This window comes from Chitinophagales bacterium, from assembly GCA_040877935.1.
GTDB lineage: Bacteria > Bacteroidota > Bacteroidia > Chitinophagales > CAIOSU01 > JBBDNB01.
In genome coordinates this window covers 189,944-203,021 of the sequence record JBBDNB010000048.1, presented here as the reverse complement: position 1 = coordinate 203,021, position 13,078 = coordinate 189,944, and the positions used below count along the sequence as shown (strand labels likewise).

At 39.3% G+C, this 13,078-nt stretch carries 9 protein-coding genes; 4 read left to right on the top strand and 5 right to left on the bottom strand.

Annotation, left to right across the window (positions count from 1 at the left end; genetic code table 11):
* On the top strand, window positions 1-1,997 hold a 1,997-nt coding region (locus WD048_13945; GenBank protein ID MEX0813317.1), incomplete at its 5' end, for a T9SS type A sorting domain-containing protein.
* A gap of 6 nt (window positions 1,998-2,003) precedes the next feature.
* On the opposite strand, the gene WD048_13940 is transcribed toward WD048_13945, so the two are convergent.
* Window positions 2,004-4,145: a hypothetical protein gene (locus WD048_13940; protein ID MEX0813316.1), complete on the bottom strand. Its 2,142-nt coding sequence runs from the start codon at window positions 4,143-4,145 to the stop codon at window positions 2,004-2,006.
* A gap of 126 nt (window positions 4,146-4,271) precedes the next feature.
* Here WD048_13940 and WD048_13935 point away from each other — a divergent pair, with 126 nt between their 5' ends.
* Both WD048_13935 and WD048_13930 read left to right on the top strand, forming a co-directional pair.
* Window positions 4,272-5,513: an ABC transporter permease gene (locus tag WD048_13935; protein ID MEX0813315.1), complete on the top strand. Its 1,242-nt coding sequence runs from the start codon at window positions 4,272-4,274 to the stop codon at window positions 5,511-5,513.
* Between the two features lie 20 nt (window positions 5,514-5,533).
* A complete protein-coding gene (locus WD048_13930; protein ID MEX0813314.1) occupies window positions 5,534-6,781 on the top strand; it encodes a SpoIIE family protein phosphatase in 1,248 nt (415 codons plus the stop codon).
* A 16-nt stretch (window positions 6,782-6,797) separates the two neighbouring features.
* Here the strand turns inward: WD048_13930 and WD048_13925 are convergent, their stop codons facing one another.
* From WD048_13925 to WD048_13910, 4 genes are all read right to left on the bottom strand, one after another.
* The gene (locus WD048_13925; GenBank protein MEX0813313.1) at window positions 6,798-8,252 is read right to left on the bottom strand and encodes an O-antigen ligase family protein; all 1,455 of its coding nucleotides are present in this window, start codon (window positions 8,250-8,252) and stop codon (window positions 6,798-6,800) included.
* Window positions 8,242-9,201: a hypothetical protein gene (locus WD048_13920; GenBank protein ID MEX0813312.1), complete on the bottom strand. Its 960-nt coding sequence runs from the start codon at window positions 9,199-9,201 to the stop codon at window positions 8,242-8,244. Before WD048_13920 ends, WD048_13925 begins: the two co-directional genes overlap by 11 nt.
* Before the next feature lie 326 nt (window positions 9,202-9,527).
* Window positions 9,528-11,216 carry an AarF/ABC1/UbiB kinase family protein gene (locus WD048_13915; GenBank protein MEX0813311.1) on the bottom strand — a complete coding sequence of 563 codons (1,689 nt, stop codon included), beginning with the start codon at window positions 11,214-11,216 and terminating at the stop codon, window positions 9,528-9,530.
* Window positions 11,217-11,340: 124 nt separating this feature from the next.
* The gene (locus WD048_13910; GenBank protein ID MEX0813310.1) at window positions 11,341-11,715 is read right to left on the bottom strand and encodes a phasin family protein; all 375 of its coding nucleotides are present in this window, start codon (window positions 11,713-11,715) and stop codon (window positions 11,341-11,343) included.
* A gap of 338 nt (window positions 11,716-12,053) precedes the next feature.
* On the opposite strand from WD048_13910, the gene WD048_13905 reads away from it, so the two are divergent.
* A complete protein-coding gene (locus WD048_13905; GenBank protein ID MEX0813309.1) occupies window positions 12,054-12,986 on the top strand; it encodes an alpha/beta fold hydrolase in 933 nt (310 codons plus the stop codon).
* Window positions 12,987-13,078: the final 92 nt, after the last annotated feature.

Below are 13,078 nucleotides of genomic sequence, written 5' to 3'. Positions count from 1 at the left end.
ACAGTTCGGGAACATATACCGATACATTTACCGCTGCGAATGGTTGTGACAGTGTGTTGACCACAAACCTAACAGTATTGCCCAATGCAGCTTCTGCTCAAAGCATCAGCATTTGCGATGGGGAATCTTTCTTTGCAGGAGGAGCAATGCAGAACAGTTCGGGAACATATACCGATACATTTACCGCTGCGAATGGTTGTGACAGTGTATTGACCACAAATTTAACGGTATTGCCCAATGCAGCTTCTGCGCAAAGCATCAGCATTTGTGACGGGGAATCATTTTTTGCAGGCGGAACAATGCAGAGCAGTTCAGGAACTTATACTGATACATTTACTGCTGCGAATGGTTGTGACAGTGTATTGACCACAAATTTAACAGTATTGCCGAATGCAGCTTCTTCTCAAAGTATCAGCATTTGTGACGGGGAATCATTTTTTGCTGGTGGAGCAATGCAGAACAATTCGGGAACATATACCGATACATTTACCGCTGCAAATGGCTGTGACAGTGTATTGACCACAAATTTAACAGTATTGCCTGTTTATTCTTCGAGCTCTGATACAACAATTTGCCTGGGAGACCCATATCAAGGCGAATTTTATAATTCAGACACTGTTTTAATAGACAGCCTCTTGAGTATTGATGGCTGTGACAGTGTGATTACTACTAATGTTTTTGTGCAACAGTGTTGTCCTGTTCCAATTTTGCTATGTGAAGATACCATTGAGATTGAGTACAACCAGGTTTATTGCGGAACATTCAATTTGAGCGATCCGGATGTTGATTCGCCCTGTAATATTGTTAGCCTGACGAATGATTACCCTGGCGGTCCTTTCCCTGAAGGAACAACAACTGTTACCTGGATTGCAACAGATTTGTTTGGCCAAAGCGATACTTGTCAGCAAACAGTTGTTTATCAACCTTCAACGCTTTTCAGTTCCTATACTTTGTTGGCAGAAGAACAGGTTTATCTGCTTCCGACCAACGATGTACAAAGAGGTGCTGTTGGTGTAATGAGTCCTACAGGTGATGCCTATTTACAGAATCATACTTTGGTTACAGGCCCGGGATCATTTGTGGCTTCACCTATAATTACTACTTTCCCTCATACGCAGGTTTCAAACCCAATTTACAGTCCTGCGAATGTAACATTGCCGGATTTCGAGGTTAACCCTGTTCCTAATAGTGGTGCTGATGTAACTATTAGAACGAACCAAACAGCAGTGTTAACTGATACTGTTTATGGCAGAATAAGACTGTTCAAGGGAGCCACAGTTATATTTGACAACCCGCATGGTGTAGTAAATGCCAAAGAAATAAGAGTAAATCATAAAGCTGCCGGTGCGCATACAAGACTTGAATTTAAGCAGTGCACAAAAGTGCGTGTGAAAGAGCGTGTTGATTTAGGCCCGAGATGTACCATCAACCCCGACAGCCTGAATGTGATCTTTTATGTAGAAAGTGCCAATACTGATGCTAAGGACAATCAGCCTGCCGTTGATATTGGCCCAAGAGCTGTTGTCTATGCTGATTTTTATGTGCCCAATGGCCGCTTTTATGCACACCCAGGCACTCATGTGGATCCTGCGCGCTACAATGGTACTTTTATTGCAAAATGGATCAATGGTGATCCGGACATAGTTTGGAGAAGAAGAGCAGATTGTGATTACGTTTATACTTGTCCTGGAAATCAATTTAAACATACCAGTATAGAAGAAAGTACTTCAGAAGAGGTGTTGTTTGAATCGTATCCGAATCCATTTGAAAATACCACAACTATCAAGTTTGTTGCATTATCAGCCGATGATCGGGTCAGCTTAAAAGTGTTTGATACAAGTGGAAAATTAGTAACGAGCCTCTTTGAAGGAGAAATAGAAGCCGGCCAAGAGAATTCGGTGGTTTTTGATGCTTCTTCTTTAGCTCGTGGAGTCTATTTCACTGTTTTACAAACCAGCAAGGGAAGCTATTACAATAAACTTGTGCATATCAGGTAAGCGGTATTACCACAAACCAATAATCCTGGGTACATTCCAGATAATGCGGTAAAAGGCACCGTATTTTCCGGTTTTGGCCTGCATTTCCTCGCGATGCCAGAAATGCAGATCCCTGACAGGGTAGAGGTAGCCAAAGTGATAAGCCGTATGTCCTCTTCTTTTTGAATTCAACAATTCCAGATTGTAGCGATACTGCTGTTCGCGTATTCTCACGATTTTTAATGCATCCATTCTGATTTTTTTGGCTTCGTTCAAAATATTGTTGCCTCGTGTGAAGGAGCGCTTTTCTATTTTGTTCCTTCGGTATTCAATTAGGTATTGCAGAGTGTGTTTTCTGTGCCATGCACGCAAGCCCGTGATTTTTAAACCTTCATACAATTCATCAAAGATCAATTGCTGTCCTTTATTAAAAGAATTGGAGTTCATATTTTTTTGCATCAGATCATTCAATGCCTTTGTTCGATCATAAAAGCCGCTGAGCATTGGGATATAAGTGTGTTCAATGCTGTCCAACACTGTTTTTGGCGCATTATTTCGAATGTATTTATATGGCCACTCTGGTCTTGGGTGCAATTCCAGATTGACCGGTCCAGGCATTTCGTCTGTCACGGTCATTGCAGTCATATAGCGCATCAGCTCATTGTCCTTTAGGTAGTTTTGTTGCAAATTCAGATGATTTTGAAAATAACTTTGTATGTTTTTCTGAGGAAAAATCGCATCAAGAAATTGTGTGGGCGTAGCTTTCTCCCAGCTTTTTTCCTCTTGCCTGTATTTCCAGGACCATCTTGCAATACTCCAGTCGAAAAGCCAGTAGCCCCATTCCCAGCCACTGCTAAACGTAATATGGCCGGGAATCTCCAGACTGTCAACCAATATAATATCATCTAGGCGGGCATTTAAATACGGCATTAGAAACATTGGCACTGAATTGTCAAATGTAATCCAGTAAGCTGTTTCAGGATAATACCAGGTTTCCCTTTCCTTCATTTCCTTTAATAGTGCAGCATACATGTGTTGCAAATTCTCATTGCCATAAACAGGAGCCACTTCATCTGTGAGAGAATAGAACATTACTGTGTGTATCAACATGCCTCGAAGGCTGTCGAGCGGAGACCTGTAACCTGATTTTAAAGCTGGTTTTTTGGAATCTACCATTTCGGATTCCTTCACCACATGTTTTCTGCCAATTAGTTTGGCGTCATATTTTTCAATAATCAATTCAGTTATAAAAGCGCGCAGCTCTTCTTTTTCTCTCAAATTGCCCTGGGTAAATTCTGTAGTTGAAAATTCCATATTCACTACATCCCAATCTGCCTGAAAGAGCCATTCCAGGTTTCTTTTGATTTGTTTTTTCTTGCTTCGGAAAGAAAATGGTGGATTTCGATAGAGCATAAAAGCTTTCTGCTGTATCATATGTAGAGATATATCCACACCGGCAATAATGCCTCTGTCGTGACAGTAATCGACAATTTGTTTGGCATGAGCGGGCCATTTTCTCTTTGAAATGGTTTTTAGCAAATTGAATTCAAAATAATTTTGCCCGTTGCGCGCCAACCAGTCGATGTATTCTTTTACCTGTTCGATGGCATTGGGGAAATCGGGGTCGAGCAAAGCTTCAGTAAGTTCCAATGGATGCATGGTGTGCAAATGAAAGCCTCTCACATTAAAGCGCGGTTTTGCAATTAAGCTAAAATCGGCTTGCAGTGGCCATGCACTGTGTTTGGGCACAATCATTTCCCTGGGGTGATAAAACTGAAAGCCCAAAGCCTCTTGTAGCAGAGCATAAATGCCATTGGCTACCCCCTGGTAAGTAGTCGCATTGAGCTCATGAATAATTTGAGCTCCTTTTTTCCGGGAACTCCACTCAAATTCAGAATTGGGGTAATAAAGCCTTTTACTTCCGGCTTTCACCGGCTGAACATTGCTTTTGTCTTCAATTTCAGACGGCAAAACCAGCAATATATCAGCACTGTTATTTTCGGTTTCTACATTGCTTGAAAATGCTTTGCTAAGCAGGGCAGAAGCATCTTTTACAGCCATTTCTACAACTTTGTTTTCTCCATTGTGGCGGGAATTGATAAAACTGATCTCAACTGCATAAAGGTTTAGCGCAAATAAAGAAAGCAGTAACAATAAATATTTCTTCATATACCGGCTGCAGTTTGTTTTATAAAACTAAGCATTTTCTGAGTTCAAAAATTAAAGGGTGAAATTTCAGCAAAGTCTATTTATCAAGTAAGGATAGTTTTTGCCTACCAAACATTTAATTTAATTTTGAGCAGTTCCAAAGAAAAGTATGTGGGTAATTTGAAAGGGCAATCACCATTCAGTCGTTCGTTAAAAAGGTTTTTGAGAAATGTGCCGGCAGTAGCAGGACTTGTAATTATTGCCATTTCTCTGGTATTGGCAGTTTTGGGCTATTTAATTACCCCTGATAAAACCAGCAATGCCAATGATCAGGTTTTGCAGATTACCAATAAGCCCCCGGGATTCGAAACCAAAATGCTCTTGAGGCGAAAGAACAAAAATATTGAGTCCACTTCATTTTTAAATACCATGTTATTCGGAAAGCCCAGTGCTTATGAGCAAATACCTATTCGTGATTTTAGAGTTGAGGCTGGGAATTTAATTGTAGAAGAATATACTGCTTCTGAGTCATATTTTCCTGAAAAGACTTTTAATATAGCTGACCTGCTTTTTGCAATAGATACAGAGCAGGAAGTTAAGCAAAAGGGAAATGCACTCCATTACCTGACTATTGAAGGAGATCAGGCTTCAATTGAATTAGACAAAGCAATAGCACAACTCCAATCTGATAACATAGCATTGCGCACATATCGTCTGGGCACTGATAAATTTGGCCGCGATATGCTCAGCAGACTGGTTATTGGAGTACGCATATCTCTTTCAGTGGGCATCATTGCAGTAGTTATATCTTTGATCATCGGCATATTTTTGGGCTGCATTGCGGGCTATTATCGCGGTCGCACAGATGATTTTATAATGTGGTTTATCAATGTGATCTGGTCGATTCCCACTTTATTGTTGGTCTTTGCAATTACCTTAGCCCTCGGAAAAGGTTTTTGGCAAATTTTTATTGCAGTGGGATTAACCATGTGGGTAGAAGTAGCGCGTGTTGTAAGAGGTCAGGTAATGTCATTGCGGGAAATTCAGTTTGTGGAGGCAGCTCAAAGTATGGGCTACTCAGATTTCAGAACAATTTTTATACATGTATTGCCTAATATTCTCGGACCAATTATAGTAATTGCAGCAGCAAATTTTGCCTCAGCCATTTTAATAGAAGCGGGACTTTCATTTTTAGGAATAGGTGTTCAGCCACCTGTGCCTTCCTGGGGAGGAATGCTCAATGAAAACTACGGTTACATTATTGGCAAAAATCCATTTCTGGCATTGATTCCCGGTTTTGCTATTATGTTGATGGTTTTGGCATTTAACCTGGTGGGCAATGGTTTTAGAGATGCACTGGATGTGAAAACTAATCTGGGCGGGAAGTAATAATTTATTAATTTTAAGAAATGAGTTTGCCTGAAGAGAATAACAAAAATAAATTTGAGCATTTGGAAAGATTGCTTACTGTAAAGCAGTTGCAAATCAACTCTCTTTTGGAAGTGTCTCAGGCTATCAATAATAACTTTTCTACCTCTGCACTTTTCCGTATTTATGAATTTATCCTACGTGCCCAAATGGGCATTCAAAAGCTGGTAGTGTATATCTACAATCAGGAATGGTTGTGTGTGAGTAATTATGGAGTGTCCGAGGAAAGTTGTTTGCTCAATGTAGAAAAGGATCTTTTTTACTTCCGCCAAATGTCTCTTTTAGAAAAGCAAGAAAACAAAAAGTTATCTGAGTTTGAGATTGTTATTCCTGTATTCCACAAAGACCGCCCGCTGGCCTATGTGTTGATTGGGAATATGAAAAATGATGAAACCGAGTCGGTAGAGCAAAAAATTAAATTCATTCAGACCATTACCAATATTGTGATGGTTGCTGTAGAGAACAAGAAATTATTCAACAATCAGTTGCAGCAGGAAATATTCAAAAAAGAGCTTGAGCTGGCAGCCCGAATGCAAATGATGCTGATTCCAAGTGATGAAGATCTTCCAAACAATAAGACCGTTGAAACATCAGCAGTTTATTTACCGCATCAGGATATAGGTGGAGATTATTTTGATTGTATTGAAGCTTCAGACAATGAACTGGTTTTTTGTATAGGGGATATTTCTGGAAAAGGGGTTGCTGCTGCTTTGTTAATGGCTAATTTTCAAGCCAATTTACGCTCACTTGTTGCAGAGAAAAAAGACACAGTTCAGTTTATTAACGATCTTAATGATCGCGTTAGCAAGACAACTAAAGGAGAAAAATTCATTACTTTTTTTCTCGGTTTTTACGATTTCAAATCGCGCATGCTTACATATGTCAATGCCGGGCATAACCCGAGTATTTTGTGCCAGGATGGTGAAATTAAAGAACTGAAAGACGGATGTACTTTATTGGGTATGTTTGATGAATTGCCTTTTGTGAATGTTGGTCGGGTAATGATGAAAAAAAATGCTTTTCTATTTAATTATACTGATGGATTGATTGATTTTCAAAATAAGGAGGGCGAGTTTTTCGGGGAAAAGCGGGTGTATGAATTTATCGACAAATACAATCAGCTCACTATGGGCGATTTTAATGAAAAACTTTTGAAAGAAGTAAGTATTTTCAAAGAAGATGCTGAATTTATAGACGATATTACAATGCTCAGTTTGCGCTTTTTGTAGAAGTTTTATTCCAATCTTATTTTTCAGCAACTTCTGTTTTGTGCTTTTTTATGCGCACAATCTGCATTGCTAAAAGCCCCATACACAGAAAGAAGAAACTGCCTGTTTTGTCGGTTTCTACCAAGTCGCTTAGCATCAAATTGGTGAATAAAATAACTTCGGCCAGAACCAAAGCCATAATAAAGTTGCGCTGATCTTTATTTATGCTGTTTTTGTAGGCCCATTGCCCGCTCATAAAAAGCACCAGTGTAAAAAGAATAAAAATACCCAGCCCTATATATCCCTGTTCTACCAACACCAGCAGAAAATAATTGTGAGCGGTAGATTGTTCTTCATTGTCGCTTGTGTAAGTCACAAATTCATGCACCGTATAGCGTTTGTAGTACGGGTAAAAATTACCGGGGCCATAACCTACATATGGGCGTTCAACAGACATAAAAGCTGAAGCCACCCATCTGTACAGTCGCTCCATACTGGAAACATCCTTGAGCTCATAAGTGGCTTGAATGTGCTGGCCAAAATCGGTGTGGTAAATCGTTTTTTGATATTCCGGGGCGTATTTAATGTAATTGTTTTCGTGCAATAGATAAGACACAAAAAGTCCTGCTGCAAGCATTGCTGCCAATAGCGCATATTTCATCAGATTGAGTCGGACAATGATATAGGCTATGGCAGCTACTGCAAGTGCCAAATAGCAAGCCCGGGTAAAAGAAAAATATATCGCAAAGAGGTAAAGTATTTTCGAAAGATTGAGCAGTCTCTTTTGCCAAGTTCCCTTTTTATACCAGGAGGCAGCTACAAATAAAAAGGGATAAAAAATTGTGATCATGGCGGCATAGCTCACATGATTCCGATAGAAGGGATAGACATTGATATTGACATTTTCAAATGAAAAAGCATAACGCGTGCCGTGCTTGTACATTATTACTACAATGGTGAAAAGCATTGGCCAGAACAGTGCCCAGAAAATAGGTTTAAAATCTTTTTCTTCTTTAATTATGGCAGCACCAAGCAGAAAAAAAGTAACGATATACCACAGCTTTGCCAACACAAATTTTGAAGAAACCAACTGGTTTTCGGCCCAGAAAACACAATAGAGCATCCAAAAGAAATGCAGTCCCAGCATAATAGTCAGCGGCTGTTTAAAAAAAGAAAAATCCAGCGTATTCTGTTTTGAAAGCAAAAATGGAATGCCAATGAGCATCAGCCCGACCATGAAAGGTTCACTGGGTAGGTCTGTTCCAAAGCCTCCCCCAAGATCAAATTCGGTAGAGAGCGGAAGTGTGAAAAACAACATATAGTAAATGCTGCGAAAATCCATTATTGCCAATAATACCATTAGCAATAATACCGGTAGCAGAAATAAAAAAGTCAATTCCAGAACATGTGCCAGAAGAAAACTGCCCAAGCTTGCTGTAGCAAAAATGGCAAAAGTCAGTTTCTCATAACCTTTGATCTGTTCAAGCTGCATTTTCAAGTTCGGCTTTCAACAGACTAATCCTGTCGATCAATAATACTGCAATAATGGAAAAAAGAAAAGTGCCCAAAACAGTAGAAACACATATCAGCCAGCGCACCGGTTTTACTTTTTTTACTGCCGGATAGGCAATATCAACAATGTAAACAGAGCTCACCGTTTCTCGTGCAGAGGCATCGTACTGATCTTCAAGGGTAATCAGTTCGTTCAGGTTTTCAATGGCTTTGTCCTGTCGCTTGCGTAAAACCTTAAAGGTTTCCACCATTCTTGCATCTCTGCCTTTAATAGCATTGACTCTACCTTCTTCATCTGTTTTCTCCTGAATATTATAAGTATTTACCAATGCAGCCAGTGTATCGTTAAGTTCATCAAGCTCTTCTTGCTTTTGTGCCACCTTTTCTCGGAAAATATTCAGTATTGTGCTTTTATTATCGGAAATGATCTTGTTGTTCTGCTCATTGATTTTATTCACCGCAGCATTGACTAAATCTGCCGCCAGCTGATTGTCGGTATCTGTATAGCTGATCATTACGCCTCCAAGCTCGGTTTTCACAACTTTATAATTGCCATCAAATGTTTTTTTCACTTTGAAGTAGCGTTGAGGGTCATCGGGTTCAATATCATAGTGTTCTATTAAGTTGAATTTTTCTATCAAATACCCCACTACCGATGCCGATTGAGCCAGAGACATCATACGCTGCGCATCATTTTTTGTGCCGAAAAAACCCTGGTTGTCTCCGCTCGATTCTTTGCCAAATAGATTTTGACGATCGGTAATTGAAGGGTTGGTAGGGTAAAAAATCGAGTTGGATTCGTAGTAATTGGGCAACAATAATGAAACCACTACTGCTGCAACAGCCGAAATACCCACTAATAGAGCAATTGGTTTTTTCCACTTGAGGAGTACTTTTACGACTTCTACAAGGTTGTATGTTTTGTTCATTTAAATTTTTTTGTAAAAATAGAAAAATTCAAAGGCTATGCGCGCTTTAGTTGTATAAAGCTGATAATGAATGATAGATAATGTACTGAAACTCTGTAAACCGGCTTTTATTTTTTGAAAAGGATCAATTTCAGTATTTCTGTGCATTATCTGTCATGACACTTGTCGTCTTGATCGAAATCAGTTAAAAAGCTTAAACTTGGATTGGGTTTAATCCTTCAAGTTTTGGAAATCATAAAGGATTGTGAGAAGATAATTTGCCTTTAAAAAATCTTCAAAAACGTAAAGTGCTAATTTACAATTTTACAAAAAAACAAGAATGGAGATTATTTATATTTTCTTCTCCTGATAATAGAATAGGCAAGAATCAGGAACAAAAACCCGGCAGCACTTAGCCCCATTACAGATATCATCGGCATTCCATACCATATCCTTAATTCTTTTGAAAAATCGGCTGTTGTAACTATACTCGAGCCAATGATCAAAGCCACAATAATCAAGGTAATGGAAATGCGATTGGTAATGCTGTCCATTTTTTTCAGCAAATAGCCATAACCCTGCAATTCCACTTCAATGTGCAATTTGCCCTTCCTGGTTTTTTGCAAAATGCTTTTGATTTCTACAGGAATACTTCCAAACAGAGCAGAGAACTGATTGAAGCGATGCGACAATTCATTGTAGATGTTTTTGGGCATCAATTGCTGCTTGATCAGCTTTACACCATAGGGCTTTACAAAATCATAGGTATTGAAATTGGGGTGTATTTGTTTGCCAATTCCTTCTAAAATTGCCATTGCTCGGAAAATCAGGAAGATCCCACCCGGCACGCGCATCTGATAATCATACATGATTTTCTGAAGTCGGGCGATCATATCAGCCAGTGAACTTTCACTGATATCCAAGCTGGCATAGTCTTCTATAATTTCATTCAGATCATACTCAAATGCCCGCATATCTGTAATATCATCCTCAATGGACAATTTTTTCATACTTGAAGCCATAGAGCGCGGATCGCGATTGGCCATAGCCACAAAAATATTGGCAAAAGCAATTTTATCGTTTTGATTCAATTGCCCCACCATACCGAAATCAATCAGGCAAATGACCCCATCTTTTCTTACCAGTACATTTCCAGGATGCGGATCGGCATGAAAAATTCCATATTCAAAAATCTGGGTAAGGTAAATATCCATGCCGTTTTCAGCAACTTTGCGCGGGTCATGGCCCCATGCCCTCAGTTGCCTGACATCTGATATTTTACATCCGCTGGCGAATTCTATTACCATTACTTTTTCGGAAGTAAGGTCTTTATATGATCTTGGAATGTAGAAGTTTTTGTAATCACCATAGAGCTTTCGAAAACGCGTAATATTCCGGGATTCATTGCGGTAGTCCAACTCTTTGCCCATGCTTCTTTCCAAAGCACTGACCACATCGCCTGCATTGATAATACCCTGTTTTTTCAGGTAGCGTTCGGTGCGGTTGACCACATCCTTCATAATGCCCAGGTCAAGCTCAATAATGTCTTTCACACCCGGTCTCTGGATTTTCACTACTACTTCCGACCCATCTTTCAATTGAGCTTTGTGTACTTGACCAATAGAGGCAGAGGCAAGCGGAACAGGATTGAAATCATTGAAAAAGTGCTCAAGATCCTTGCCCAGTTCTTTCTTTATGATTGCCCGGACTTCCTCAATAGGAAAAGGCGGTACGTGATCCTGTAGTTTCTCCAGTTGATCAATAAGTGGCTGCGGGAGCATGTCCGGCCTGTTGGAGAGGATTTGCGCGAGTTTTACGAATGTAGGCCCCAGTTCTTCTACCACCATTCTGATTCTTTCCCATCGGGAATATTCAAAGACTGGTTTGTTCTGACGCATCCATGTAAGTCGCTTGCGCTCAGTTATAAAATTGCGCAGTGTAGTATTTGTGATTGCATCTTCGAAACCATATTTTACAAGTACACCAATAATTTCACGGGTACGGCCTATATTCTTAAAAGTTTGGTTAAAAAACATGGAATGAATTATACGAAATAGATCAGTAAAGTAGCAAAATTAATAATAGTAAATATAGGACAAACAAAAAAGCCGGGCTAAAAAAATAACCCGGCTCGGAAAATAGGAAAAATGAACCAAAAACTTATTTGCTTGCTGTTGCTTTTTTAGCAGTAGAAGCAGTAGAAGAAGATGAGCTACCAGATTTCTTTTCCAATTCAGCGATTCTTTTTTTCAAAGCATCAAGTTCTTCAGACTTCGTGTATCCGAATTTTTCTACAAAAGAATTGAAGCGATCTTCAAATTCATCTTTTTTAGAATCGGATTTGTCCAAAAAGTCTTCAACAACTTTTTTGGCTTCAGAATCGGTCATCTTACCTTTTTCGACCAATTCATCTACAGATTTCTGTAATTTTTCAGTTGCTTGTGCAGCTAATCCTACACCTGCGTACAATAATTTTTTAAATGACTCTTCCATTTTTAAAAGATTTTTTCTGTTTAATAAAATATTTATTCTCAATTGACATCCTGCTTAGGTCAAATGCTATTCCAAAAATGAGTACGATTGTACCAATTTTTTTTGTGCTGAGAATAAAAATATTCTGAAAGCGTTTATTCAAAGGCCTTTCAAGGCGTAAAAACTTATTTTTATAAAATTGGCACGCAATAAACAAGCACTTGAAACTGTGTAATATTGTCTTGCTGAATGCCAAAAGGATAGACCCGAACGTTTGTTAGGTGGATTGCTTTTCTAATATCTGCCATTTTTGGAAGACTTATTGGCAGTGGCTTTCAAGCTTCTTTTTATTAAATTTGGCGCGTTCAAATATAATTCAAATTCACCGAAATTCATACTATATGTTAGTGGGTAAAGACAGAAACTTTAACAATGCCGAAGAATACTTCGATTTTTTAGTTGCCTCTGTAGGTTACCCATCTATACACCACAAATTCTATTCCGATAAAATTGTTTCAGAAAACAATTCACTGCACCTGGATATTTATGAACATCATCGCAATTCACCTACAGTGGTTTTTATTCCGGGCACTTCTATATATGGGATGTGCTATGCTGAAGTGTTAGAAAAAATCGGGGCACAGGGTTATAATATTGTAGCAATGGATCCGCGTGGACATGGAAGAAGCACAGGAGAAAGAGGGGATTATACGATTTCTGAACTAATGAATGATGCACAGAATGTGATTACCTATGCCATCAATAAATTTGGCGACAATGTATCTTTAATGGGGTCGAGCCAGGGCGGTATAGTTGCTTTTTACCTGGCAGCAAAAGACAAGCGTATTAAGGGTGTTACTTGTCAGAACTTTGCTGATCTTACTTGGGGTGAAAGCACGTGTCTTACCAGATTTCCCAGGATCAGTAAGTTGTTTAAACCCATGATGCAGAAAATGGGAGGCATTGCGCCCAATTCACAAATCCCGGTGAGTGTGTACCTTGATCTTGAAAAAATTGGAGTGAAATATTTCGGAAATGCCAAAAACTTTATGGATACGGATCCGCTGGCCTTAAAATCTATTTCATTCCGCGCATTTCATTCGCTTGCTACCACGAAAATTCCTAAACCTGTAGAAGAGATTGATGTGCCGGTAATGGTTTTTCAGGGCGATGCAGATACTATTTTTCCGGTGGATTATACACAGCAAATTTTCGATAAACTGAATGTAGAAAAGCAATTTGATTTGTTTCCCGGACTCAATCACGCAATTATGACTGAGGATCCCGATGTTATTCTTGACCCGATATTAAACTGGCTCGGGCGCATCCATTGATTTTACTCGATAATCGAGATTTAAACCTGCCCGACTAAGCAGGCGGGTGCTCCGAGGCCTGTCTGACAAAGGCAGGCTTGCCCCGAGGTTGT

Coding starts and splice junctions, on each gene's coding strand:
- WD048_13940 (MEX0813316.1), bottom strand. CDS start 4,145: ATGAAGAAATATTTATTGTTACTGCTTTCTTTATTTGCGCTAAACCTT.
- WD048_13930 (MEX0813314.1), top strand. CDS start 5,534: ATGAGTTTGCCTGAAGAGAATAACAAAAATAAATTTGAGCATTTGGAA.
- WD048_13925 (MEX0813313.1), bottom strand. CDS start 8,252: ATGCAGCTTGAACAGATCAAAGGTTATGAGAAACTGACTTTTGCCATT.
- WD048_13920 (MEX0813312.1), bottom strand. CDS start 9,201: ATGAACAAAACATACAACCTTGTAGAAGTCGTAAAAGTACTCCTCAAG.
- WD048_13915 (MEX0813311.1), bottom strand. CDS start 11,216: ATGTTTTTTAACCAAACTTTTAAGAATATAGGCCGTACCCGTGAAATT.
- WD048_13905 (MEX0813309.1), top strand. CDS start 12,054: ATGTTAGTGGGTAAAGACAGAAACTTTAACAATGCCGAAGAATACTTC.